Genomic DNA, 25,082 nt, shown 5'->3' on the forward strand with positions numbered 1-25,082 from the left:
TAAACTTCTTGTCATCAACCGATTGGCGCTCTTTCGAGGATAGAGAACCATGTCCGACTCTCCTTTCGATCCGCATGCACGCCACTACGTGCAATGCCTGCCGTTCGGCGCCCAATTGCTCGGCGCACGGGGCGCCTCGCCGCGCACGCGCTTTCGCCTGTGGGCGCCGAGCAAACGCACCGTGCAAGTCGAGATCGTTGGGACGGACCACGCGACGCTCATCGACATGACGCCCGCCGGCAACGGCTGGTTCGAAGCCGAGGCCGACTGCGGCGCGGGCACGCAATATCGCTACCGGCTCGACGACACGCTCGCCGTGCCCGATCCCGCCTCGCGCTTCCAGCCCGGCGACGTGCACGGCCCGAGCGAAGTCATCGACGCACGCGCCTATGAATGGCAACACACCGGATGGCACGGCCGGCCTTGGGAAGAGATGGTGCTCTACGAGCTGCACGTCGGCGCGCTCGGCGGCTACGCGGGCGTGCAAAAGCGGCTGCCGCGCATCGCCGAGCTCGGCGTGACCGCCATCGAGCTGATGCCGCTCGCCGACTTCTCCGGCGCGCGCAACTGGGGCTACGACGGCGTGCTGCCCTACGCGCCCGATTCGTCGTACGGCCGGCCCGACAACCTCAAGGCCATGATCGACTGCGCGCACGGGCTCGGGCTCGCCGTGTTCCTCGATGTCGTCTACAACCACTTCGGCCCCGACGGCAACTACCTGCACGAATACGCGCAGGAATTTTTCCGCGACGACATCGCGACGCCTTGGGGCCCCGCGATCGACTTCTCACGCTCCGAAGTGCGCGACTTCTTCTGCGACAACGCGCTGTACTGGATCAACGAATATCGCTTCGACGGCTTGCGGCTCGACGCGGTCCACGCGATCGGCGACGCCGAATGGCTGCGCGAGCTCGCCGATCACGTGCACGGCTCGGTCAAGCATGGGCGTCACGTGCACCTCGTGCTCGAGAACGAGCACAACGAGGCCAACCTGCTGGAGACGCACTTCGACGCGCAATGGAACGACGACGCCCACAACGCGCTGCACGTGCTGCTGACGGCCGAAAAGGAGGGCTACTACCGCGCGTTCGCGGATAAACCGATCGACAAGCTCGCACGCGTGCTCGCCGAGGGCTTCGCATATCAGGGCGACGCGTCGCCGGCCCACGACGGCAAGCCGCGCGGCGAGCCGAGCGCGCACTTGCCGCCGACCGTCTTCGTGATGTTCCTGCAGAACCACGACCAGATCGGCAATCGCGCGTTCGGCGAGCGGCTGCGCTCGCTGTGCGCGCCGCAGGCGCTCTTGGCCGCGACCGGCTTGCTGTTGCTCTCGCCGCAGATCCCGCTCTTGTTCATGGAGGAGGAAAACGGCTCGACGCAGCCGTTCCTGTTCTTCACCGATTACACGGGCGATCTCGCCGACGCCGTGCGCGAAGGACGCCGCCGCGAATTCGCGAAGTTCAACGCGTTCAGCGACGAATCGGCGCGCACGCGCATCCCCGATCCGAACGATCCGCAGACGTTCGCGCTATCGTCCCCCGCCGACGACGAAGCGAGCGACACGCGCGGCACCGGCGATCGCGACGCCTGGCGCCACTTCTACAAATCGGCGCTCGCGGTGCGCGCGAAGCTGATCACACCGCGCCTTTCGCCCGTGCGCGCGCTCGGCGCGACCGTCCTGCAGTCGGCGAGCGGCCACCCGGTGAACGCGCTCGTCGCGCGCTGGCGGCTCGCGGACGGCGAGACGCTCGCCGTCGCGCTCAATCTGACGCCAGATGCGCTGCCGTTCGCCGATCGCCCCGACGGCATGGTGATCTTCGAAACCCCGCCGCGCGCCCGCGACCGCGTGAACGAGTACGAACTGCCGCCCTACTCGTTCGTCGCGTGGATGACGGGCGACGTGAACAGTTACGCGCTCAGGCACGACGCGCGCATCGCCGAAGCCGAAGAACGGGAGCGCGAGGCGTGAACCAGCTCAAATCAACCGCGCCGGCGGGCACGCATGCCGAGCTGATCGAACGCCTCGCCGAGCGCGCCGGCTTCGAGATCCAATGGGACGACGCGCACGGCATGTCGCGCCACGTGCCGGCCGGCACGCTCGCCGCGCTGCTCGAGCGCATCGGCCTGCCTTGCTCGACGACCGCCGACGCGAAGCACAGCATGGCCACGCTCGATGCCGAGCTGTCGGGCCGCAAGCTGCCGCCGCTCATGACCGCCGAGTGCGAGCGCGCGATCGCGCTGCCCGCCGCCGCGGTCAAGTCGGGAAGCCGCTACCGGATCGAACTCGAAAACGGCTCGGTGATCGACGGACGCTTCACCGCGCCCAAAGGCGAAGCCGCTCTGCTCGCGCCGATCAGCGAGCCCGGCTACCACACGCTCGTCATCAACGATCAGCACATCCGTCTCGCCGTCGCGCCGCCCCGCTGCTATACGGTCGACGACGCCTGGCGCGCGTTCGCGGGCGAGCCCGCGCCGCCCGCGACGCTGTGGGGCATCGGCGTGCAGGCCTACGGCTTGCGCCGCGACGGCGACGGCGGAATCGGCGATTACTCGGCGCTCGCGAGGCTGGCAATCGAAAGCGCCAAGCGCGGGGCGCACGCGCTCGCGATCAGCCCGATGCACGCTGCCTTCAGCGCCGATCCGCACAAGTACAGCCCGTATGCGCCGTCGTCGCGGTTGTACCTGAACGTCGCCCATATCGATCCGGCCGCCGTGTTCGGCGCGGCTGCCGCGCGCGCGGCGCTCGACAAGGCCGAAATGAACGGCGAGTGGGCCGCGCTCGAAGCGCTGCCGCTCATCGATTGGCCGCGCGCGGTGCCCGCGAAGCTCAAAGTGCTGCGCGTGCTGTTCGAGCAGTTCTGCACGCACGAGCGCGCCCAGGACACGCCGCGCGCACTCGAATTCCACGCGTTTTGCGCGAACGGCGGCGCGCCGCTCGAAGACCACGCGCGTTTCGAAGCGCTGATGGCCGCGCAGCTCGACGCCGGCGGCGACGGCCACTGGCGCAACTGGCCCGCGCCTCTCGCCGATCCGCGCAGCGCCGAAGTGGAAGCGTTCGCGCAAGCGCATCGGCACGACGTCGAGTTCCATCTGTTCCTGCAGTGGCTCGCGGCAAAAGGGCTCGCCCACGCACAGCACGCGGCGCGCGATGCGGGCATGGCGATCGGGCTCGTCGCCGATCTCGCGGTCGGCTGCGACAGCGCGGGGAGCCACGCGTGGTCGTATCGCGACGACATGCTGCAGAGCGTGTCGGTCGGCGCGCCGCCCGACATCTTCAATCAAGCCGGCCAGTCGTGGGGACTCACGACGTTCTCGCCGCGCGCGATGCGCACGCAAGGCTTTTCCGCGTTCATCGACATGCTGCGCGCCGCGTTCGCGCACTCGGGCGGCATCCGCATCGATCACATTCTCGGCTTGCGGCGTTTGTGGCTCGTCCCCGAGGGCGAGCTTGCGATGAACGGCGCGTACCTGCGCTATCCGGCCGAGGACCTGCTGCGGCTGATCGCGCTCGAATCGTCGCGTCATCGCGCGATCGTGATCGGCGAGGACCTCGGCACCATTCCGCCCGGCTTTCGCGAGCGTCTCGCCGACCACGGCCTGCTCGGCATTCGCGTGCTGTGGTTCGAGCACGCGCATCACGGCGCCGCGTTCAAGCCGCCCGGCGAATGGGGACGCTCCGCGCTCGCCACCACGACGACGCACGATTTGCCGACCATCGCCGGCTGGTGGCGCGGCGCTGATATCGACTGGCGCAATCGCATCGGCCAAACCGCCGCGCGCGCCGACGGACGCGATCCGGTCGCGCTCGCGCACGCCGAGCGCGCGGCCGACCGCGACGCGCTGTGGCATGCGTTTCAGAACGCGCATCTCGCGCCGCGGAACGTCGGCGCGCCGCCGAAAGATCACGCGCCCGTCGACGAAGCGCTAGCGTTCGTGTCGGCGACGCCCGCGCCGATCGTCACGTATCCGCTCGAGGACCTGCTGGGCTTGGTCGATCAGCCGAACCTGCCCGGCTCGATCGACGAGCATCCGAACTGGCGGCGGCGCATCGCTCAATCCGTCGATGAATTGTTTGCCGACGCGGTCTTCGCCGACCGGCTGCTCGCCGTCGCCCGCGAACGTTCGGACGCAGCGCCCTCCCACCCACGGCCCAACCCCGACCGCACGCCATGACCGTTCCGCGCTCCACGCTCAGGCTTCAACTGCATCGAGGCTTCACCTTCGACGATGCCGCGGCGCAACTGGACTACTTCGCCACGCTCGGCGTGAGCCACCTGTACCTGTCGCCGATCACAGCGGCCGTGCCCGGCTCGACGCACGGCTACGACACCGTCGACTACTCGAGCGTCAATCCCGACCTCGGCGGAGAGAGCGCGCTCGTGCGCCTGGCCGATGCCGCCCGCGCGCACCAGATGGGCCTCATCGCCGACATCGTGCCGAACCACATGGGCATCGACGGCGCGCACAACGCGTGGTGGCTCGACATCCTCGAATGGGGACGGCATAGCGCGTACAGCCGCTATTTCGACGTCGATTGGCATTCGCCCGATCCGGCGCTGCGCGGCAAGGTGCTCGCGCCGTGCCTGGGCGCCCCCTATGGCGAAGAGTTGGAAGCAGGCAGGATCACACTTCAGTTCGATAAGGATGCCGTACGGTTTTTCGCGGGCTACGCGCATCATGTGTTTCCGATTTGCCCAGCGGACTACGCATCGATCCTGCAAGCCGCGGAGCATCCGGAACTGGCGGCGCTCGCCCAAGGCTTCGCCGGACTCACGCCGCAGCCCGCCGATCAACCTCGCGCGGAGGGCGCCCGCAAGACGCTGCGCGAGTTCATCGCGCACGCGCACGGCATGCCGGCCATCGGCGCGCTGCTGGACACCTACGCGCCTGATACGCCGGTCGGACGAGATCGCCTGCATCGCCTGCTCGAACGGCAATTCTTCCGCCTCGCATGGTGGCGCACCGCGGCGGACGAAGTGAACTGGCGGCGCTTCTTCGACGTCAGTACGCTCGCGGCCATGCGCGCGGAACGTCCGGAAGTCTTCGAGGTGACTCATGCGCTGATCTTGAAGCTGTTCTCGCTTGGCGTGATTGACGGGGTTCGCGTCGACCACGTCGACGGTCTCGTCGAGCCGCGCGAATACTGTCTGCGGTTGCGCCAGCGGCTCTCGGAAATCGAAGCCGAGAGACCGCCGCAACTCGATGGCCAGCGCGCGTATCTGATCGTCGAAAAAATTCTGGGCCGCGGCGAGGCGCTGGCCGACGACTGGGGCGTAGACGGCACGACCGGCTACGACTTCATGAACGACGTCGGCGCGCTGCTGCACGACGCCGACGGCGCCGCGCCGCTCACCGCGGCATGGGCCGAGATCAGCGGCAGCAAGCGCTCGTTCGCCGACGAAGCGCTCATCGCGCGGCGCAAGATATTGACCGAGCATTTGTCGGCGGAACACGATCGCGCGGCGCGCGCGCTCCATCGCATCACGCGCGAGAACCCCGCGACGCGCGATTTCACGTTCACGTCGATACACCGCGCGCTCGGCGAATTGGCGGTGCGTTTTCCGGTGTACCGGTTCTATCCGCAAAACGGCATCCGCAGCGCAGCCGATGACGTCTACTTCGACCGAGCGCTCGACGCCGCGCGAGATGCGCTGCCGCGCGCCGATCATGAAGTGCTCGAGCGCATTGCCGGATGGCTCGGCGGCAAAGCGCCGGACGAAGGCGCCATGCAAGCGCAGCAGCAGAGCGGCAACGCCCCGGCGCCGCAACGGCGCACCGCGCCCGCGCTGTTCTCCCAGCTCACCGCGCCGCTCGCCGCGAAAGCGATCGAGGACACCGCCTGCTATCGCTATGGACGCTTGCTGTCGCGCAACGAAGTCGGCTCGGACCCGGGCGAGTTCGCGCTGTCGCTCGACGATTTTCACGCCGCCAATCTCGCGCGCGCCCAGCATTTTCCGCACGCGATGCTCGCGACGGCCACGCACGACCATAAGCGCGGCGAGGACACGCGCGCGCGTCTCGCGGTGCTGAGCGAAATCGCAGCGGAATGGAGCGCCACGCTGCACGCGTGGTCCACCTTGAATACGCCGCAGCGGCGCGTGCTGAACGGCAACGATCGCGACTGGGCGCCGGGCCCGGCTGCCGAAGCGATGCTGTATCAGACGCTCGTCGGCTGCTGGCCGCTCGACCTCGACCCGAGCGACGAAGGCGGCGTGAAGGCGCTCGCGGAACGCGTCGCCGCATGGCAGGAGAAGGCGTTGCGCGAGGCGAAGCTGCGCACGAGCTGGTATGCGCGCGATGAAGCGTACGAAGCGGCGTCGCGCGAGTTCCTGTTCGACATCCTCGCGCCGCAGCGGCGCGACGGCTTTCTGCAAGCGCTGCCCGAGTTCGTCGTGCGCATCGGACGCGCTGGGGCGCTCAATAGTCTCTTGCAGACAGTGCTTCGATTGACGTCGCCGGGCGTGCCGGACTTGTACCAAGGCACCGAGCTATGGGACTTCAGCCTCGTCGATCCGGACAACCGGCGCCCTGTCGATTTTGCGAAACGCAACGCGTGGCTCACCGGCACGCCGCCGAGCGAGCAGCTTGCGAACTGGCGCGATGCGCGCGTCAAGCTCGGCATCGTGCATCGCGCGCTGACGTTGCGGGCGGTGTCGCCTGCGCTGTTTCTGGAAGGTTCGTATATTCCGCTCGCCGTGCGCGGCAAGCTCGCTCGTCACGTGATTGCGTATGCGCGCCGGCATGGCGATGCGTATGCGATCGTGATCGGAACGCGGTTCTCGGCAACGCTCCTCGACGACGGCCGCGATGTGCCGCATGTCGATCCGGCCAAGTGGGGAGACACGGTGGTGACGCTGCCGAAGCCGCTTGGCGCACGCGCGTTGTTCGACTGGCTGAGCCCGGCCGCGCCGAAAGCGGATGACGCGGGCGAGCTGTCGGTGAGCGATGCGCTGTCGGCGCTGCCGGTGGCGATATTGGTGGAGGAAGGGGTGCCGAGGGGGTGATGGGACCTCTACGTCACCCCCCCTCATCCTCAAACGCCTTCGGATACACCCGCACGAGCACGATCTTCGGCCCGCGCATCTTCTTCACGACGACATCGAAGCGCTCGAACTCGATGCGCTGCCCTTCGGACGGCAAATCATTGAGCGCATGAATCACCAGGCCGCCGACCGATTCCGCCGTCCCCTCGTCGATATCGATCCCGAGCACGCGCTCCAGCGACACCACCGGCAAGCTGCCCTTGCCCATCAGCGTGCCGTCGTCCATGCGCGTCCAGTCGGCATCGCCCTGGCGGAATTCGTCGTGAATCTGACCGACCAGCGCACCGAGCAAGTTGTCGAGCGTGAGGAAGCCGATCGGCTTCTGATGCTTGCTGCCGACCAGCGCAAAATGCGGCGCGCCACGGCGAAAGCGGCGAAAGAGTTCGAGCGCCGGTGTATCGGGCTTCACGTACTGAACGGGGCGCACGTAGTCGGACAGATCGTCGAGCGTCGAGCCCGCGTGGCGCGCGAGCAGCAAGTCCTTCAAGTGGATCAAGCCGGCGACGCGCTCGCCGGACGCGTCCTCGAACAGCGGATAGCGGCTGAAGCGATGGCGCGCGACGACCTGCATGTTGTCGCGCAGCGGCACATCGCGGCGCAGGCCGATCATCTCGTGCGCGGGGCGCATCAAGTCCGACACCGTCATCGACGAGAAGTCGAGCGAATGCGCCAGCGTGTTCCATTCGTCTGCGTTATAGGCGATGCGCGGCGTCGGGCCGCTCGCGCCGCGGCGGCCGCGCAGGATGAGCTTGAGCTCGTCGGTCGAGTAGTTCGAGTCGCCGCCGTGATCCGCCGACAAGCCCGCGATCTTGAGCACCGCGTTCGCGCTCGTGTTGAGCAGCCAGATCGCCGGATACATCGCCCAATAAAAGCCGTAGAGCGGCAACGCCACCCATAGCGCGACCTGCTCGGACTGCCGGATCGCCATCGACTTCGGCGCCAACTCGCCGACGACGATGTGCAGGAACGAAATCACGGAAAACGCGAAGAAGAGCGAGATCGCATGGGTCAGATCGGGCGACGTGATGCCTAGGAGCCTGAAGACCGGCGACAGCATATCCGCGAAGGCCGGCTCGCCGATCCAGCCGAGACCAAGGGAAGCGAGCGTGATGCCAAGCTGGCACGCCGACAGGTAGGCGTCGAGCCGCCCATGCACCGTCGCGAGCAGACGGCCGCGGATGCCGTTCTTGCGCGCCAGCGCCTGCACGGCCGTGGATCGCAGTTTGACGAGTCCGAATTCGGCGGCGACGAAAAAGCCGTTGAGGGCAACCAGCAACAACGCGCCGATAACGGCGACGATCTGAATCAAAGCGAGGGGCTCCGGAAATGAAAGGTTCTTAGTATAGATGCGTGCAACCGGAGCCGAATAAATGGTGGCTTAAAAGAGATGCGTGGGGCGTTTCGGCCAGCCCCATCTCGATGCGCGGCTCGCGCGCTCAAGCGGCGAGCGGAACGCGCAGCGTCAGCGTGGATGTTTCGCCGTCGGCGGCATCGCCCTGCGTCAACATGCCGCCGTGCGCCGTCGCGACACGTTGCGGTAGCGCAAGCACCCACGCAATCCGTGCGGCTTCGCGCGGGTGCGTCGCCTGTTTGCAGGCGAACGGCTCGAAGGCGTGCGGCAGCTCGGCGTTGCCGAGCGCGGCGAAGCTCATGGTGTGCGTGACCTCGACCCGCCAGTGCCCCCCTTCGATCACGCTCGCGACCATCACCGCCGCGCCGGGCGCGCTCGCCTCGACCGCGAACGTCAGCATCGTCCACAACGCCTGCGATAGACGCTCGCGGTCGCCGCCAAGGGTTTCGGCATCGAGCGGCGACTCGATCGAAAGCGAGACGCGCCGCACGTCGGCAAGCATCGCTCGCACGTCGCCTGCGACGCGCTCGATGAGCGGCCGCAGCGCGAACGATTCGCGCGCGAGTGGAAGCGTCTTGGTCTGCGCGCGCGTGCTGTCGACCACGTCCTCCAGCAGCTTCACCTGCTGATCGACGCCGGCGCGGATGCCCGTGAGCGCGCGCTGCGCGGATGCGTCGTTTGCATCGAGCTTGCGTTCGAGTACATAGGCCCAACTATGGATCGCGTTCAGCGGGCTGCGCAAATCGTGCGAGACGAGCGACAGCACATGATCGCGCATGAAGAGCGCCGCCTCGGCGGATAGGCGTGCGAAGCGCTCGTCGAGCGCGGCATCGTTGGCGGTGGATGGCATCGTCACAGTCGATCCTCGTACGATCGAAGGAAAGAAAAAACCATTATAGGCACGGCAACGCGCGCAGCGGCCGCGTACTGCTGCTCGAACGCCTACAATGACGGTTTCCATTATTTACGGGAGGAATCCATGTCGATCGTCACCACCGAATCCGGCCTCAAATATGAAGATCTGACCGAAGGCACGGGCGCCGAAGCGGTCGCCGGTAAAACTGTCAGCGTCCACTACACGGGCTGGCTGACCGACGGTCAAAAGTTCGATTCGAGCAAGGACCGCAACGACCCGTTCGCCTTCGTGCTCGGCGGCGGGATGGTCATCAAGGGCTGGGACGAAGGCGTCCAGGGCATGAAGGTCGGCGGCGTGCGGCGCCTGACGATTCCGCCCCAGCTCGGCTATGGCCCGCGCGGCGCGGGCGGCGTGATTCCGCCGAATGCAACGCTCGTGTTCGAAGTGGAATTGCTCGACGTTTGAAACGCGCGTATCGAGTATGAATCCCGCCCACTCCCATGAACCGTTGCTGTCGCCCGCCGTTTCGCTGCGCCGCTATGGCGTCGTCGAAGCGTCGGACGTGCACGACTTTCACCAGATCGTGCTCGGGCTCGACGGTTCGATGGAGATGGCGGTGGACGGCATCGGGCAACGCATCGATTGCCGTTCCGCGTGGCTCGTGCCGGCCGGCGCGCGCCACGACTATGCGGGCATCGGCGAGAACCGCCAGCTCGTGCTCGACTTGCCGGCGGCCTCGCTCGCGGTGCCCGAACGGCTGTTCGATCGAGCCCGCGCGGTGACGATCGATGCGTCGCTGACCCTGCTCGTGCGCAACGTCGCGGCAAGCGCGGCCGGCCGCGCGCCAGCAAGCAACGCGCTCGACGCGCATCGTTTCCACTGGGACGCCGCCGCGCGCCTGTGTGCCGCGCTCGTCGCCGATCCGAATACGACGCTGCCCGCCGGCGGACTCGCGGGGCCTGTGGGGTTGGACTATGCGCGCATCGACCGATGGTTGCGCGCGCATCTATCGGAGCCGCTGCGCATCGCGGACCTCGCCGCGCATTGCGGCTTCGGCATGCGCCGGTTCCATCAGTTGTTCATCGAGGCGTTCGGCGAGACGCCGCATCGCTACTTGCAGCGCTTGCGGCTCGACACCGCGCTCGCGCTGCTCAACGACCCGCGCAATACGCTGACCGATGTCGCGCTGCAAGTCGGGTTCGGTGATCAGAGCGCCTTCACGCACGCGTTCACGCGGCGTTTCGGGCGCGCGCCCGGACAGTGGCGGACCGGGCGGCACTAGCGCGCGCTATCGCAGCACGCGCCACCACCCCGGGGCTTAGCCCTCAGCCCTCGAGTCCACGCGCCAGATCGCGGCAAATGTCGCCCGCATTCTCGAGCCCCACTGCAAGCCGAATCACGCCTTCCGTAATGCCCGCCGCCGCGCGCGCCTCAGGCGTGACGCGGCTATGCGTCGTCGTCGCGGGGTGCGTGATCGTCGTGCGCGTGTCGCCGAGGTTAGCCGTGATCGAGCAGATCTTGGTGCCGTCGATCACGCGCCACGCGTTCTCGCGCTGCTGCTCGGGCGTGTCGCCCTTCAGCTCGAACGCGACGACCGCACCGCCCGAGCTCTGCTGACGCTTCGCGATCTCGTACTGCGGATGCGACTCAAGCCCGGGATACCAGACACGATTGACCGCCGGATGCGACTCGAGGAAACGAGCCACTTCGAGCGCGCTGGCCGACTGACGCTCGACGCGCAGCGACAGCGTCTCCATCCCCTTGAGCAGCACCCACGCGTTGAATGCGGAGAGCGTCGGCCCGGCGCTGCGCACGAACGGGAACACCTTCTCCATGATGAATTGCTTGGTGCCGACGAGCGCGCCGCCCAGCACACGCCCCTGCCCGTCGAGAAACTTGGTCGCCGAATGCATGACGACGTCGGCGCCGAGCTTGAGCGGCTGCTGCAGCGCCGGGCTGCAGAACGAATTGTCGACGACGAAGATCGCGTTCGACGCCTTCGCGATCTTGCCGATCGCTTCGATGTCGGCGAGCTCGCAGAGCGGGTTCGTCGGCGTTTCTAGGAAGAACATCTTCGTCTCGGGACGCACGGCGTTCTTCCACGCGTCGAGGTCGTTCGGATCGACGAAGGTCGTCGTGATGCCGAAGCGCGAGAAAATCTGCGAGAACATGCCGAGCGTCGAGCCGAACAGGCTCTGTGAGCTGACCATGTGATCGCCCGCGCTCATCGCGGCCATCACGACCGACAAAATCGCGCTCATCCCCGAGGCCGTCGCCATGCACGCCTCGCCGCCTTCGAGCGCGGCGAGACGCTCTTCGAACATCGTCACCGTCGGATTCGTGAAGCGCGAGTACGTGTAGTAGTCCTCGGAGTGCTTGAAGCGCTCGGCCGCCTGCGCCGCGCTCGTGAAGCAAAAGCTCGACGTGAGGAAGAGCGCTTCCGAATGCTCGTTGTATTCGGTGCGCAGGGTACCCGAGCGCACGGCGAGGGTGTCGAAGTTCAGGGAGTCATCCATGTTCGTTGTCTTTCCGCGTTGTGTTTCGTTCGTGAGTCGCAAACTGAGCGGCCAACAAAAAGCCCGCTTTGCGTCGGCATAAGCGGGCTTCGGGGGTGCCACAGCGGAAAGCGTCGGGCGGCGGTGCTACCCTTTCGCTTTAGCTGTTTTCGGGTTGCCCCGCGTCCGCAAGCTGATATCAAATCGACGCTGAATCGCATCCTAGCATGGCGGCGGCATCCTTGCGTTTATGTCGCGCATCGATGCCGCTCCATGCTTGGCCTCGTGACGAGGCCCGTCCTTACTCCACCGACAACTGCAAGTGCAGTTGCGAGCGCGACGAGCCGCCATCCACCGCATCGCTTGCCGCGTCGCGATCCGACTGCGAGTCCGGCGCAAGCCGCGCGCGTTCGATCCTGTCGAGATACTCGGACGTCACGTCGCCGGTGATGTAGTCGCCGTCGAAGCACGACGCCTCGAAGTGCGACAGCGCCGGATTGATGTCGTGCACCGCTTGCTTCAACGCATCGACGTCCTGATAGACGAGGTAATCGGCGCCGATGATCTTCGCGACTTCGTCGTCCGTGCGGCCGTGCGCGACGAGTTCGCCGCGCGTCGGCATGTCGATGCCGTAGACGTTCGGGAACTTCACAGGCGGCGCCGCCGACGCGAAGATCACCTTGTTCGCGCCCGCATCGCGCGCCATCTGCACGATCTCGTGCGAAGTGGTGCCGCGCACGATCGAATCGTCGACGATCAGCACGTTCTTGCCCTTGAACTCGATCGCCATCGCGTTGAGCTTCTGGCGCACCGATTTCTTGCGCACCGCCTGGCCCGGCATGATGAAGGTACGGCCGACGTAGCGGTTCTTGAAGAAGCCTTCGCGATACTCGATGCCGAGCTTCGCCGCGACCTGCATCGCCGCGGGCCGCGACGAATCGGGGATGGGCATCACGACGTCGATGGCGACGTCCGGCAACTCGCGCTTGATCTTCTCGGCGAGGTAGTCACCCATGCGCAAACGCACGTTGTAGACCGGCACGCCGTCGAGCACGGAGTCCGGCCGCGCCAGATACACGTATTCGAAGATGCAGGGGTTCAGGCTCGGCTTCTCGGCGCATTGCTGGCTGTGCAGGTTGCCGTCGATATCGATGAACACCGCTTCGCCCGGCGCCAGGTCGCGCACGAATTCGAAGCCGATGCCTTCGACCGCCACCGATTCCGACGCCACCATCCACTCGACGCCGTGCGCCGTTTCCTGCTTGCCGAGGCAAAGGGGGCGGATGCCGAACGGATCGCGGAACGCCAGCAGGCCGTAGCCCGCAATCAGCGACACGATCGCGTACGAGCCGCGCACCCGCCGATGCACGCCCGACACCGCCTTGAACACCGCCGCCGGATCGAGTTGCAGGCCCGAGCTGGACAACTGCAATTCGTGCGCGAGCACGTTCAGCAGCACTTCGGTATCGGAATTGGTGTTGATGTGGCGGCGGTCGATGCGGAACATCTCGTCTTTCAACTGCTGCCAGTTAGTCAGGTTGCCGTTGTGCGCGAGGATGATGCCGAACGGCGCGTTCACGTAGAACGGCTGCGCTTCCTCTTCGCTCGAAGCGGAACCCGCGGTCGGGTAGCGCACCTGGCCGATGCCAGCCGTGCCTGGCAGGCTGCGCATGTTGCGCGTGCGGAACACGTCGCGCACCATGCCGTTCGCCTTGTACATGTGGAAGTTGCTGCCGTTCGCCGTCGCGATGCCGGCGGCGTCCTGACCGCGGTGCTGCAGGAGCAGCAGGCTGTCATAGATCAGCTGATTGACGGGGGACTGGGAAACTACGCCTACGATGCCGCACATGGCATGTCCTTCAAAAATACGAAAAGGGGCACTGTGGAATCGCTGCAGGCTGCCGGATCAAACGCGGACGTAATCGGCAAGCGGTTGGGGAAGCAACGATTTCAATTCGCGCACGCCCTGCTCGGCATAGGGCCGCAGCAGCGCATGGCGCCAGAATTCCTGTTGTGGCAGCTCGGTCAAGCCTGCGAGGGCGACCAGGAGCACCACCAAAATGGCCCCGCGCGCGAGGCCGAACATCAATCCGAGCGAGCGGTCGACACCGCCGAGGCCGCTCACTTCGACGAGCCGGGCCAGCAGCGCATTCGCGACGCTCGCCACGAGCACCACGCCGATGACGATCACGGCAAACGCGAGCACCCATTGTGTCAATGCGCCGCCCGGCCAGTTAGCTGGAATATAGGGCACCACGAGCCCAACACAACGGCACGCGATAAAAAAAGCCGCGATCCAGCCGATCAATCCGAACACTTCCGACAGCAAGCCGCGCCACGCGCCGCGCAGCGCCGACAAAGCGATCACCGCCATCACGGCGTAGTCGAACGTGGTCAACATCGGCGCCGCTACCCTATTGGTCGGAGCCGGCGGCACCACCGCCCGCGTTCGCCGTCAGGCCCGCCTCGCGCACCTTCGCGATGGCCGCGGAGGCTGCCGCGCGGTCAGCGAACGGGCCGGCGCGCAACAGGATGCGCGTCGAGCCGTCGGCCTGCTTGCGATGTTCGGTATATGCGGGCACGCCCGCTGCCTTCAACTTGGTCACCCAATTGCGCGCGCTGGCGTCGTCCGCGAACGAGCCGAGCTGCACCGCGAAACGCGCGCCAGGCGGCGCAGCGGGCGTGCCTGAATCGGGTTCGGCCGGGCTCGGCGTCGCGGTTGCCGTGTTGGCAGCCGATTGCTGCGTCGTTTGTGTGGCGGGCGCAGGCGGTTTTGCGGCGGCAGCTTGGACTGACTGCGTAGCCGGCTTCTTGGCCTGTGCCGGAACCGCCGGTGTAGTCGCGGTCTGTTTCGTCGATTGAGTGGTGCTTTGTGCGGACGATTGCGACTTCGCTTGCGCCGTGACCTGGCCGCCTGTCGCGGCCTTGTCTGCGGCCTTATCGCTGCCAGCCACAAGCGGTGCAACGCCGGACGCCGCAGCCGTCGCCTCGGGCGCCGGATTATCGGGCGCGACGCCCGCTTGCGTATCGTCGTCGCGGGCAGCTTGCGTATCGTGCGCCGGGCGGTTCGGAATATCGATCGAGATGTCGTCGGTGACGGGCTTCGGATGCGAGTCGAGCACCATCGGAAGCACCACGACAGCGGCAATCACCAGCGCGATCGCGCCGACGAGCCGCCGCCGCGCACGCTGTTTTTCCGGAAGGGTGGGATCGAGCATCATCGCATCGACATCGCCCGCGCGCTCCGTGCGCCGGGTTCGCCGCTCAACCCGCTCTGTGCGCTCCGCGCGCGTGTTACGTGCTGTGCGGGTATTCGCGCCGCGCCGGCTAGGCGCGTCGTCGTCTTTTTTGCCGAACGAGAAAAGTCCCATGAATCCTGGCTGTGTTCGAGGCTGACGCGTCAGTGTTGCTGCGATTTACGGTAGGCCATGACGCCCGCTACCGTATAGAAACTGCCGAAAACCACGATTCTATCATTGTCGGATGCCCGGTTTAGTGCGTCTTGAAATGCGTCCGCAGGCGTTGCAAAGCGCGTCACGCTGCTGTCGGAAGCGTCGGCGACGCCCGCTTCGCGCAGCGCGGCTTCGAGCTCCGCAGCCGCTGCCGCGCGCGGCAGCGGCAGGTCGGTCACGCACCAGTGGTCGATCTCGCCCTTCAGATGCGCGAGCACGCCGGCGATGTCCTTGTCGCGCATCGCGCCGAATACCGCGTAGGTGTAGGGGAAATAGCCCATGTTGCCGAGATTCTGCGCGAGGACGGCTGCGGCATGCGGGTTATGGGCCACATCGAGCACGATCGACGGCTTGCCCGGCAGCACCTGGAAGCGCCCCGGCAACTCGACGTTCGCGAGTCCAAGGCGAATGTCCTGCGCCGACACCGGCAGACGCTCGCGCAGCGCTTCGAGGGCTGCCAGCGCCGCCGACGTGTTGATCAGCTGATTCGCGCCGCGCAGCGCCGGATAGGCGAGCGCCGAACGCCGCAGCGTGCGGCCGACATAGCTCCATTGCTGGCGCTCGCTGCCCGCCTGCCCTTCGTAGCGGAAATCGCGCCCGAAGAGCCACAGATCGGCGCCGATCTTCTCGGCGTGATCGATCAGCGTCTGGGGCGCGCTCGGATCGCCGCAAACGGCGGGCTTGCCCGGCCGGAAAATGCCGGCTTTTTCGAAAGCGATTTTCTCGCGCGTATCGCCGAGGTACTCGGTGTGATCGATATCGATGCTCGTGACGATCGCGCAGTCGGTATCGATGATGTTGACCGCGTCGAGTCGCCCGCCCAAGCCCACTTCGAGAATCACGGCATCGAGCCCGCGCGATGCGAACCAATGCATGATCGCGAGCGTCGTGAATTCGAAGTACGTCAGCGAAACCGGTTCGGGAAAGCTCGTGCGCGCCGCCTCGACGGCTTCGAAATGCGGCAGCAGGTCGGCATCGGTCGCGATCTGGCCGTTCACGCGAGCGCGCTCGTTGAACGCGAGCAGATGCGGCGACGTATGGCAGCCGACGCTATACCCCGCGCGCAGCAGGATCGATTCGAGAATCGCGCACGTAGAGCCCTTGCCGTTCGTGCCGCCGACCGTGATGACCGGACACTCGAACGACAGCCCGAGCGCCTCCTTGACCTTGCCGATGCGGGTGAGCCCCATGTCGATGCCGACTGGGTGCGCGGTCTCGAGATGCGCCAGCCAGGCGTCCAAGGTAGGGAATGTGGTCATGGGATCAATCGGTGCACGGCTTTTCACAAGGCCGTAATTATCGCGGAAATGACAGCGCGCCGCTTGAATTCGCTTCAAGCGGCGCGCTAGGTTTGCTACTTACGTCTGCGCGTTTTCCGGGTTTTCCGGGTGACAGATCGCGACAGTCGGTGACGCGGCGAGATGGCCCGCTCAGGCCACCGCGTCGGCAGGCTGGCGCGTCAGCAGCGCGATCAACTGCGCGATTTCTTCGCGCAGCTTGCGACGGTCGACGATCATGTCGATCGCGCCCTTTTGCAGCAGGAATTCAGCACGCTGGAAGCCTTCCGGCAGCTTCTCGCGCACCGTCTGCTCGATCACGCGCGGGCCCGCAAAGCCGATCAGCGCCTTCGGCTCGGCAATCACGACGTCGCCCAGGAACGCGAAGCTCGCGGATACGCCGCCCATCGTCGGATCGGTGAGCACCGAAATGAACGGCAGCTTCGCGTCGGACAGCTTCGTGAGCATCGACGTGGTCTTCGCCATCTGCATCAGCGACAGCAGGCTCTCCTGCATGCGCGCGCCGCCCGAAGCGGTGACGCAGATGAACGGCACTTGCTGCTCGAGCGCGTTCTGCGCGCCGCGCACGAAACGTTCGCCGACCACCGAGCCCATCGAGCCGCCCATGAACGCGAACTCGAAGCACGCGACCACCACCGGCAGCGTGTGAATCGCGCCGCCCATCACGACCATCGCGTCGGTCTCGTCCGTCTCGTCCATCGCTTCTTTGATGCGATCGGGGTACTTGCGAAGGTCCTTGAACTTGAGCGAATCGATCGGGACGATTTCCTGGCCGATCTCGTAGCGGCCTTCCGCGTCGAGCAGGCCGTCGAGGCGCTCGCGCGCGCCGATACGCATGTGATGGCTGCATTTCGGGCAGACATGCAGATTCGCCTCGACGTCGTTGCGGTACAGGACCGCTTCGCACGACGGACACTTGACCCACAGGCCCTCGGGAATCCCCTTGCGGCTCTTCGGGTCGGTCTGCTTGATTTTCGGCGGCAACAGTTTGTCGAGCCAGCTCATCGTTTGTCCTTTCTACGTTTTACTTACGCGGCAGTTGCGCCGATGCTGTCCAGAGCACGCCGAACCTCGGCGATGAACTGGGTCAGCTTTTCGACGGCGGCTTCCGGCGCCGTTTCCTCGAGCAACTGCACGATACGGCTGCCGATCACCACGGCATCGGACACTTCGGCCACCGCGCGCGCCGTCTGGGCGTCGCGAATGCCGAAGCCGACGCCCACCGGCAGGGGTACGCGCGACTTGATGGCCGGGATTTTACTCGCGATATTGGAAACGTCCAGATTTGCGGCGCCGGTCACGCCCTTTAGCGACACGTAATAGACGTAGCCACTCGCGATCTTGCCGACTTCGGCGATGCGCTCGTCGGTCGACGTCGGCGCAAGCAAAAATATCGGATCGATGCCGGCAGAACGCATCTGTTCGGCGAAGTTAGCCGATTCTTCCGGCGGATAATCGACAACCAGCACGCCATCGACGCCCGCTTCCTTGGCCGCCGCAGCGAACGCTTCGGCGCCCATCCGCTCGATCGGATTCGCGTAACCCATCAGCACGACGGGAGTCTTGTCGTCGCGCTCGCGAAAGCGCTTCACGTCGGCGAGCACCTGGCGCAGCGAGACGCCGCGCGCAAGCGCCCGTTCCGACGAGCGCTGGATGACCGGGCCGTCCGCCATCGGGTCGGAGAACGGCACGCCCAACTCGATGACGTCCGCGCCGCCGGCGGCGAGCGCGTGCATGAAATCGACAGTCTTCGCCGGGTCCGGGTCGCCCGCGGTGATGAACGGGATCAGCCCTTTCTTGCCTTGCGCGGCGAGCGCCGCGAGTGTGTTCTTGATTCGGGACATGGAATTTTCTCTGGATTCGTTGGCTGCGCGGTTCGGGTCGGGAGCTTAGTCCTCGACGGCCGCGGGTGCGAGCGGCGCGCCGAGCCTGCCGGAGACGGCGCTGACGCGTTCTCGCGCTATCGCGCAGTAACTTTCATTGATCTCATAGCCGACGAACTCGCGCGCGTGGCGCGCGCAGGCGACTGCCGTGGTGCCGCTGCCCATGAACGGATCGAGGACTCGACCGCCCGGCGGACAACTCGCGAGCACCATGCGCTCGACGATCTCCAACGGTTTTTGCGTCGGATGGTCGACGCGCTCCGCATGCTGACGATGCAGGCGCGAGACCGACCAGACATCCTTTGGATTGTAGCCAAGCTCCAGCCACTTGCTGCCCTCGAACAGCTTGCGCGAGCGGGCCTTCTTGGTGACGGCGTCGTACGGGATGCGGACCGGGTCGAGATCGAAGTAGTAGTCCTTCGATACCGCGAAATAACCGATGTTGTCGTGCACCGACGTGAAGCGGCGCGTCGTGCCGCCCATGCTCGGCACGCGCCGGTCCCAGATGATCTCGTTGACCATCGTGAGCTTCGTCTTCAGGAACGAGAAGATTTCAGGCGCGTATTGCCAGGTGCAGAAGATGTAGAGCGAGCCGGACGGTTTCAGCTTCGGGACAGCGAGCTCGAGCCAGCCGCGCGTCCACGCGAGGAAGGCTTCGCCAGTGAGCATGTCCGAATCGTTGCCGTAATCCTTGCCGAGCCCATACGGCGGGTCGGCGACGATCAGGTCGATCGAAGCGTCCGGCACGTTCTCCATGTCGGTCAGAAAATCGCGGTTGCGGATGTCGATGCCGCGCGGCACAGCGGGCAGCCTGGATACCACCGGCGGCTGCACCACCGGCTCCGAGGTCGAGGCCGGTAGTTGCACCATCGGCTCCGCTTCCCCGGCGAGAACCGACACCGCAGGCGGCTCAGCGGCTGCCGCCTTCGGTTTGGCCTTCGCTTTCGCCGACGGCCGCTCGGAAGTCCCAGCGGCGGCCGGTTGCGGCTCGTCGAATTCGTCGAACAGGTCGCGCATCGCGTCGGCGCTCAGAACTGAATGCCCGATCGCTCGGCGACCGTGTGCATGTCCTTGTCGCCGCGACCGGACAGGTTGACGAGCAGATGCTTGTCTCGGCCGAGCGTCGGGGCCAGTTTCGCCGCATACGCAAGCGCATGGCTCGACTCGAGCGCCGGGATGATGCCTTCGATCCGGCAGCAGTCGTGGAACGCCTTGAGCGCTTCGTCGTCGGTGATCGTCACGTATTGCGCGCGGCCGATATCCTTGAGCCAAGCGTGCTCGGGGCCGACGCCGGGATAGTCGAGGCCCGCCGACACCGAATGCGTCTCGATGATCTGGCCGTTCTCGTCCTGCATCAGATACGTGCGGTTGCCGTGCAGCACGCCGGGGCTGCCCGCCGTCAGCGACGCCGCGTGGCGGCCCGTTTCGATGCCGTCACCCGCCGCTTCGACGCCGATCAGCTTGACCGAGGTGTCGTCGATATACGGATAGAAGATGCCCATCGCGTTCGACCCGCCGCCGACGCACGCGATCACCGCGTCCGGCTGCCGCCCGGTCAACTCGGGCATCTGGACCTTGCATTCGTCGCCGATCACGCGCTGGAAGTCGCGCACCATCATCGGGTACGGGTGCGGGCCCGCCACCGTGCCGATGATGTAGAACGTGTTTTCGACGTTCGTGACCCAGTCGCGCATCGCTTCGTTGAGCGCGTCCTTCAGAGTGCGCGAGCCCGACTCGACCGGCACGACAGTCGCACCCAGCAGCTTCATCCGGTAGACGTTCGCGGCCTGGCGGCGCACATCCTCGGAGCCCATGTAGACGACGCATTCCATGCCGAAGCGCGCGGCAATCGTCGCCGTGGCCACGCCGTGCTGGCCCGCGCCGGTCTCGGCGATCACGCGCGGCTTGCCCATGCGCTTCGCGAGCAGCGCCTGGCCGATCACGTTGTTCACCTTGTGCGCGCCGGTATGGTTCAGGTCTTCGCGCTTCAGGAACACCTGCGCGCCGCCGAGCAACTCGCTCCAGCGCTGCGCGTGATAAATCGGCGACGGACGGCCGACAAAATACTTCAACTCGCGCTGATATTCGGCGATGAAGTCGGGATCTTTCTGGAATTTCTCGTAGGCGAGACGCAGCTCGTCAATTGCCTGAACGAGTGTTTCGGCGACGAACGTGCCGCCATAAGGGCCGAAATGGCCGCGTTGATCGGGTAAGTTGTACATGGTGTCACTCTCGCAGGGGCGGCGCGGCGATTTGTTCGAAACTTTCAGCCGTGCCGCTTCAATCATCCGGCGTCCGCTTCGCGCACTGCGCGTACGAACGCCGCCATCCGGGCGTGATCCTTCACGCCCTTGGCGCCCGGCACTTCGATGCCGCTCGAGACATCGACCGCGAACGGGCGCACGCGATGGATCGCATCACTGACGTTTTGCGCGTTCAACCCACCACTCAAAACGGCCCGATGCCCGAGCTCTGCTGGAATAAGTGACCAATCGAAAGTCTTCCCGCCGCCGCCGTAGCCCTCGACGTGTGCGTCGAGCAAGAGGCCGCTGGCTGATGAATAGTTAAGTGCCGATTCTACCAAATCGGCTTGCCGAGTATCGGCGGCAATTCGTATCGCACGCAACCATGGCAAACCCGCGAGATTGGCGAGCTTCTCGCACTCTTTTGGCGTCTCGTCGCCGTGAAATTGCAGCATCGTGAGCGGAACGTTGCTCGTGACCTCGCTGATCCAGTCGGGGGTAGGATTCACGAACAACCCGACTACGGAGACGAACGGCGGGATATCGTGCGTCAAGTCCACTGCATCGGCCACGCCGACTGCGCGCGGGCTCGGCGGGTAGAACACGAGGCCGATCGCGTCCGCGCCTAGGTCGATCGCGTAAGCGATGTCTTCGAGGCGTGAGAGGCCGCACAGCTTGACGCGCGTGCGGTGCGGCACCGTGCCGGCTGGCTGGGATGAGGCTTCGTTCATGGTGTCGGTCGGTCGTTCCATATGTCGCTCCACGGCACGCTGCCGAGATGAGCGGGCGGCACGGCGAAGGTCTCAGGATAGCCGACATGAGCGAGATAGAGCCCCTCCGGCATGAACGTCGGCGCGGCGCGGTTGCGGTCGCGGCTCGCGAGCACTTCGGCGAGCCACTCGACCGGATAGCGGCCGCGGCCAACTCCGACGAGGCAGCCCATCAGGTTGCGCACCATGTGGTGCAGGAACGCATTCGCGCGGAAGCGGAAATGGATCAGGTCGCCCTGCGGGCGGATGTCGATCTGGTACAGATGCTTGACCGGCGTCTTCGCCTGGCATTCCGACGAGCGGAACGCCGAGAAATCGTGTTCACCGATCAAGCACGCGGCGGCGGCGCGCATCGCGTCGACGTCGAGCGGCGTGTGAATCCAGCCCGCGCGGCCGGCGAGCATCGGCGAACGCACCGGATTGACGTAGAGCGCGTAGTAGTAGGTACGCTCGAACGCCGAGAAGCGCGCGTGGAACGTTTCCGGCATGACCTTCGCCCACTGGACGGCGACCGTCTCGGGCAAAAACGCGTTCGTCCCGCGCACCCACGAGAATTCCGTGCGATCGAGCTCCGTATCGAAGTGCACGACCTGGCCGAGCCCATGCACGCCGGTATCGGTGCGGCCGGCGACGACCGTCGAGAGCGGCGTCTGCGCGAATTCGCGCAGCGCCCGCTCGAGTACGTCCTGAACCGTCTTGCCGTGCGGCTGGGACTGCCAGCCGCAAAACGCCGTGCCGTCGTACTGGATGCCGAGCGCGATACGCGTCAGGTTGGCCATCGGGCTCGGCATCAGGACAGCGGTGCGAGCGTCGACAGCATCGCGCGGGCATCGTTGCGCGTGGCGGCGTCGTTCGACTCGATCACTTCGTTGATCAGCGTGCGCGCGCCCGCGATGTCGCCGAGCTCGATGTATTCGGCGGCGAGATCGAGCTTGTTGCGGGCGATCTTCGCGAGCTCCTCCGGCGTGAACGTCGGCAGCGGCGGCGTGGAAGCCGGCAGGTCCAGATCGAAGTTGAGATTCAACGCGCCGAAGCGCGCGGCGCCGAGGCCGGCGACCGACGCCGAGCCCGCGATGCCGGCTTCGATCGCGTCGGCGGCGTGCGGCGGCTCCGGGAACGGCGGCACGGCCTGCTGCTCGGTGATCCCGGGCGCGACGACCGGTTGCGTCGTCAGCGAAACAGGCGACGGCACGGCGATGTCGTCCTGAGAAACGCGCGAGGGCTCGGCCGGGCCGGTTTCAAAACGCGGCGGGAGCGAAAAATCCAGGCTGTTCAACGCGGAAATCGCTTCGGACGGGAACGCCGGAGGCGGGGCGAACACGTCGGTCAGCACAGGCGGGGACTCGCGATGATCCGCCTCGCCAAGCGACGGCTCGAGCGGCGGCACAGGGAAGTCGGCGCCGGCGTCGTGCGACGGCGTGGATTGTGCGTGAACGACCGGCGACTCGGGGCTGGTGGGCTCCGCCGTCTGCGGCTCGGCTTCCGGCAACTCGCGCGCATGCGCGTTAGGCTCGTCGTGCGGCCACGTGAGTTCGGGCGCGGGCGATGGAGCCGCGTGGACGTGCGGCTCGGTTTCGCTCGTAGTTTCGTTCTCGCGCAATTTGGCTGCCGCGACCTCCGCAGCCATCGCTTCGAGACGCGCCGCAATTTCATTGGTCCGCGACGCGGCATCGTTGGCACGAGACTCGGCGTCGGCGGCATGCTGCGCGGCGTCGGCTACGGACGGCGTGCTCTCTACCGTCTCGGCAGGCGCGGGTTCTTCTGCCTGCGGCGCGGCCTGCTCGTCGTGGGGCGTTTCTACTTCGGCGTGTCCGGAAGGCGGCACCGCCTCTCGTTCTTCGCTCGGCACCGCCTCTTCGGCTTGTGCAGTAGCGGTTGGCGGCTCGATCGGCGCCCCTTCTTCTGCGCCCGAGTCCGCTTTCGCCTCGGCCAAAGGCTCGTCGGCTTGCGCTGACTCGACGGCTCCGCTTACTGGCTCCGCACTGCTCTCGCCCGCAATGCCCGACGCATCGGCTGCAGCCGCGCCATCATGCGCGTCTGCCGGCGCCTGCTCCGGCGCATCAAACGAAGACACCCCGCCGCCACTCGATTCGAGCGACCCAAGGCTCGCGCCGGGTGCCGCGCCCGCATCGGCATACAGCGGGTTGTGGGGATCCAACTGACGACCGAGCGACGCGACATGGCGCCAATTGGGCCCACGTCCGCCAGACAACTGCCAGATCTGCTTGGCGACATCATCGAAGCGCGCGACGTCGCGCCGCTCGGCGTAAATGCCGACCAGGCCCATCAGCGCGCCCTTGCTGTTCGGGCTGTCCTTGAGGGCGGCGATGTATTCGGCTTCGGCAGCATCGTCAGATAGCGTTGTGGCGGCGTCGTGGGATGCGTCGCGGCCTTGCTGCGAGATCGCGACATCGGCGCTTGCGTCGTCGGCTGCTTGCTCGGTGGCAGGCGTTTCGGCTGACGCGGAGTCGCCCGAGTCGGACGCTGCGCGCACGCGTTTCTCGATCCGCTCTTCTGCCGCGGCAGCCGCTGCAGCAGCCGCGCGCTTGCGGCGGCCGCGCATGACCCAACCGACGATCAGAACGAGCAGCGCCACAACGGCCGCCGACAGCGCGCCGATATTGATCTGCCAGCCGTTGAAGCTCAGCTCGTCCCCCGTCACATGGGGCGCTGGCACCGCTGCCGGGCTGCTGACGGCTTCGGTAGCGACAGCGGCGACGGCAGCACCGGACGCGCTGCTCGCCGCCAACGTTTGCTGACCAGCCGAAGCGGTCGCACTGCCGGCAGGAGCGCGATTGCTCGCTGCTGGCTGAGCCGGACCGAAGCCATGCGCTTGCAGCGCCATCAGGACCCGATTCTTGAGCGCGAGCAACTGCTGCAGACTCGACACATGCGGCTGCGCGGAGGACGCCGCCGACGCCGTCGCAACAGCCGGCACCGACGCCCTGCCCTCGCTCGCCGGCGTCTCGCCCGGCGCGCTGGCCGGTTGCTGAATCGCGCCGGTCCAACCCTGCTGGCCGGTCGCTCCAGCCGATGCGGAAACCGCTGCGCTCGCCGCAGCCGTTGCGCCCGGATTCGACGCTGCCTGCGCGGTAGCGGAAGCCGAAGCACCGCCTATTTGGGTAGCGACACTGCTCGCGGGCACAACGGCACTCGCGGCAGCCGCCGCTGCGACGCCGGAAGCCGCCACGCCCGACGCCGCCTCGACAGCCTCCGCGCCTGATGCAGCGACATTCCCCGTCGCATCGAACGACGGCACGTTCAACACCGCTCCGACCCTCATACGACTCGGATCGCCGCCCATGAACGCTTTCGGATTCGCGTCGAACAGCGCCTTCGCGGCATGCGTCAACACCGACCGATCATGTGACTGAGTCACGTCGATCGCGACGTCGTTCAGCGACTGCCCTGCCTTGACCGTGTACTGCGTGCCGGAAAGCGGCACCGTCGCGCTAGCGACGGCCGGCGCGCTCGCCGCCACACCGGCGGACGCAGCGGCGTCGGCCGTAGCGGCATTCGCTGCCGTGCCAAACAGCGCGCACGCCATCGCGATCGCAGTCGCTTTGCTGAATGCAAAACGAACGGACTGGCGCACGAAATCATGCGTGGTAAATCGTACGATCATTGGATCTTTCGGCGCGCTAAAGCGCAGCTCTGGGTGGCGTTTGGGAGAGGACAAGATGGAGCCAAA

General features: G+C 66.4%; 19 protein-coding genes. 5 read left to right on the plus strand and 14 right to left on the minus strand.

Features of this window, described 5'->3' with window-relative positions; translation table 11 throughout:
* Nucleotides 1-49 precede the first annotated feature (49 nt).
* The 3 genes from treZ to treY are packed head-to-tail and all read left to right on the plus strand — an operon-like array spanning nt 50 to nt 7,004.
* A complete protein-coding gene (gene treZ, locus AAHK20_RS19565; RefSeq protein ID WP_449183158.1) occupies nt 50-1,969 on the plus strand; it encodes a malto-oligosyltrehalose trehalohydrolase in 1,920 nt (639 codons plus the stop codon).
* The gene (gene malQ / locus AAHK20_RS19570; RefSeq protein ID WP_449183159.1) at nt 1,966-4,173 is read left to right on the plus strand and encodes a 4-alpha-glucanotransferase; all 2,208 of its coding nucleotides are present in this window, start codon (nt 1,966-1,968) and stop codon (nt 4,171-4,173) included. The genes treZ and malQ overlap by 4 nt, the downstream gene beginning before the upstream one ends.
* Nucleotides 4,170-7,004: a malto-oligosyltrehalose synthase gene (gene treY, locus AAHK20_RS19575; RefSeq protein WP_449183160.1), complete on the plus strand. Its 2,835-nt coding sequence runs from the start codon at nt 4,170-4,172 to the stop codon at nt 7,002-7,004. Before malQ ends, treY begins: the two co-directional genes overlap by 4 nt.
* Nucleotides 7,005-7,017: 13 nt before the next feature.
* Here treY and AAHK20_RS19580 read toward each other — a convergent pair whose 3' ends face one another.
* Entirely contained in the window at nt 7,018-8,352 is a 1,335-nt protein-coding gene (locus AAHK20_RS19580; protein ID WP_449183161.1) for a hemolysin family protein, read from the minus strand.
* Between the two features lie 127 nt (nt 8,353-8,479).
* Nucleotides 8,480-9,244: a sensor histidine kinase gene (locus AAHK20_RS19585; RefSeq protein ID WP_449183162.1), complete on the minus strand. Its 765-nt coding sequence runs from the start codon at nt 9,242-9,244 to the stop codon at nt 8,480-8,482.
* A gap of 129 nt (nt 9,245-9,373) precedes the next feature.
* On the opposite strand from AAHK20_RS19585, the gene AAHK20_RS19590 reads away from it, so the two are divergent.
* Together AAHK20_RS19590 and AAHK20_RS19595 are read left to right on the plus strand one after the other, a co-directional pair.
* Nucleotides 9,374-9,715, plus strand: coding sequence for an FKBP-type peptidyl-prolyl cis-trans isomerase (locus AAHK20_RS19590; RefSeq protein ID WP_449183163.1), 342 nt, complete (start codon nt 9,374-9,376; stop codon nt 9,713-9,715).
* Between the two features lie 16 nt (nt 9,716-9,731).
* Complete coding sequence (locus tag AAHK20_RS19595) at nt 9,732-10,532, plus strand: helix-turn-helix domain-containing protein (protein ID WP_449183164.1); 801 nt, start codon at nt 9,732-9,734, stop codon at nt 10,530-10,532.
* Nucleotides 10,533-10,575: 43 nt separating this feature from the next.
* On the opposite strand, the gene AAHK20_RS19600 is transcribed toward AAHK20_RS19595, so the two are convergent.
* From AAHK20_RS19600 to AAHK20_RS19655, 12 genes are all read right to left on the minus strand, one after another.
* Entirely contained in the window at nt 10,576-11,766 is a 1,191-nt protein-coding gene (locus AAHK20_RS19600) for an O-succinylhomoserine sulfhydrylase (protein ID WP_449183165.1), read from the minus strand.
* A 280-nt stretch (nt 11,767-12,046) separates the two neighbouring features.
* Nucleotides 12,047-13,594: an amidophosphoribosyltransferase gene (gene purF, locus AAHK20_RS19605; protein ID WP_449183166.1), complete on the minus strand. Its 1,548-nt coding sequence runs from the start codon at nt 13,592-13,594 to the stop codon at nt 12,047-12,049.
* A gap of 57 nt (nt 13,595-13,651) precedes the next feature.
* A complete protein-coding gene (locus tag AAHK20_RS19610; protein ID WP_449183167.1) occupies nt 13,652-14,146 on the minus strand; it encodes a CvpA family protein in 495 nt (164 codons plus the stop codon).
* Between the two features lie 13 nt (nt 14,147-14,159).
* Nucleotides 14,160-15,116, minus strand: a complete 957-nt coding sequence (locus tag AAHK20_RS19615; RefSeq protein ID WP_449183168.1) for an SPOR domain-containing protein — start codon at nt 15,114-15,116, stop codon at nt 14,160-14,162.
* 29 nt (nt 15,117-15,145) lie between these two features.
* The gene (gene folC / locus AAHK20_RS19620; protein WP_449183169.1) at nt 15,146-16,456 is read right to left on the minus strand and encodes a bifunctional tetrahydrofolate synthase/dihydrofolate synthase; all 1,311 of its coding nucleotides are present in this window, start codon (nt 16,454-16,456) and stop codon (nt 15,146-15,148) included.
* Nucleotides 16,457-16,627: 171 nt separating this feature from the next.
* Nucleotides 16,628-17,500, minus strand: a complete 873-nt coding sequence (gene accD / locus AAHK20_RS19625; protein ID WP_449183170.1) for an acetyl-CoA carboxylase, carboxyltransferase subunit beta — start codon at nt 17,498-17,500, stop codon at nt 16,628-16,630.
* A 23-nt stretch (nt 17,501-17,523) separates the two neighbouring features.
* Entirely contained in the window at nt 17,524-18,339 is an 816-nt protein-coding gene (gene trpA / locus AAHK20_RS19630) for a tryptophan synthase subunit alpha (RefSeq protein WP_137337364.1), read from the minus strand.
* A gap of 45 nt (nt 18,340-18,384) precedes the next feature.
* On the minus strand, nt 18,385-19,386 hold the full coding sequence (locus tag AAHK20_RS19635) for a DNA-methyltransferase (protein WP_449183201.1): 1,002 nt from the start codon (nt 19,384-19,386) through the stop codon (nt 18,385-18,387).
* 20 nt (nt 19,387-19,406) lie between these two features.
* On the minus strand, nt 19,407-20,600 hold the full coding sequence (gene trpB, locus AAHK20_RS19640; RefSeq protein ID WP_449183171.1) for a tryptophan synthase subunit beta: 1,194 nt from the start codon (nt 20,598-20,600) through the stop codon (nt 19,407-19,409).
* A 62-nt stretch (nt 20,601-20,662) separates the two neighbouring features.
* The gene (locus tag AAHK20_RS19645; RefSeq protein WP_449183172.1) at nt 20,663-21,373 is read right to left on the minus strand and encodes a phosphoribosylanthranilate isomerase; all 711 of its coding nucleotides are present in this window, start codon (nt 21,371-21,373) and stop codon (nt 20,663-20,665) included.
* Nucleotides 21,349-22,170, minus strand: coding sequence for a tRNA pseudouridine(38-40) synthase TruA (gene truA, locus AAHK20_RS19650; protein WP_449183173.1), 822 nt, complete (start codon nt 22,168-22,170; stop codon nt 21,349-21,351). The genes AAHK20_RS19645 and truA overlap by 25 nt, the downstream gene beginning before the upstream one ends.
* 11 nt (nt 22,171-22,181) lie before the next feature.
* Nucleotides 22,182-25,016, minus strand: coding sequence for a FimV/HubP family polar landmark protein (locus AAHK20_RS19655; RefSeq protein ID WP_449183174.1), 2,835 nt, complete (start codon nt 25,014-25,016; stop codon nt 22,182-22,184).
* Nucleotides 25,017-25,082 lie beyond the last annotated feature (66 nt).

It is taken from the genome of Trinickia camelliae (assembly GCF_053525655.1).

Excerpts from the sequence above, each read along its gene's own strand:
- truA (WP_449183173.1), bottom strand. The coding sequence starts at position 22,170 with ATGGCCAACCTGACGCGTATCGCGCTCGGCATCCAGTACGACGGCACG.
- purF (WP_449183166.1), bottom strand. The coding sequence starts at position 13,594 with ATGTGCGGCATCGTAGGCGTAGTTTCCCAGTCCCCCGTCAATCAGCTG.
- folC (WP_449183169.1), bottom strand. The coding sequence starts at position 16,456 with ATGACCACATTCCCTACCTTGGACGCCTGGCTGGCGCATCTCGAGACC.
- AAHK20_RS19610 (WP_449183167.1), bottom strand. The coding sequence starts at position 14,146 with ATGTTGACCACGTTCGACTACGCCGTGATGGCGGTGATCGCTTTGTCG.
- AAHK20_RS19655 (WP_449183174.1), bottom strand. The coding sequence starts at position 25,016 with ATGATCGTACGATTTACCACGCATGATTTCGTGCGCCAGTCCGTTCGT.
- accD (WP_449183170.1), bottom strand. The coding sequence starts at position 17,500 with ATGAGCTGGCTCGACAAACTGTTGCCGCCGAAAATCAAGCAGACCGAC.
- AAHK20_RS19600 (WP_449183165.1), bottom strand. The coding sequence starts at position 11,766 with ATGGATGACTCCCTGAACTTCGACACCCTCGCCGTGCGCTCGGGTACC.
- trpB (WP_449183171.1), bottom strand. The coding sequence starts at position 20,600 with ATGTACAACTTACCCGATCAACGCGGCCATTTCGGCCCTTATGGCGGC.
- AAHK20_RS19590 (WP_449183163.1), top strand. The coding sequence starts at position 9,374 with ATGTCGATCGTCACCACCGAATCCGGCCTCAAATATGAAGATCTGACC.
- AAHK20_RS19645 (WP_449183172.1), bottom strand. The coding sequence starts at position 21,373 with ATGGAACGACCGACCGACACCATGAACGAAGCCTCATCCCAGCCAGCC.
- AAHK20_RS19595 (WP_449183164.1), top strand. The coding sequence starts at position 9,732 with ATGAATCCCGCCCACTCCCATGAACCGTTGCTGTCGCCCGCCGTTTCG.
- treY (WP_449183160.1), top strand. The coding sequence starts at position 4,170 with ATGACCGTTCCGCGCTCCACGCTCAGGCTTCAACTGCATCGAGGCTTC.
- AAHK20_RS19585 (WP_449183162.1), bottom strand. The coding sequence starts at position 9,244 with ATGCCATCCACCGCCAACGATGCCGCGCTCGACGAGCGCTTCGCACGC.
- AAHK20_RS19615 (WP_449183168.1), bottom strand. The coding sequence starts at position 15,116 with ATGGGACTTTTCTCGTTCGGCAAAAAAGACGACGACGCGCCTAGCCGG.
- trpA (WP_137337364.1), bottom strand. The coding sequence starts at position 18,339 with ATGTCCCGAATCAAGAACACACTCGCGGCGCTCGCCGCGCAAGGCAAG.
- treZ (WP_449183158.1), top strand. The coding sequence starts at position 50 with ATGTCCGACTCTCCTTTCGATCCGCATGCACGCCACTACGTGCAATGC.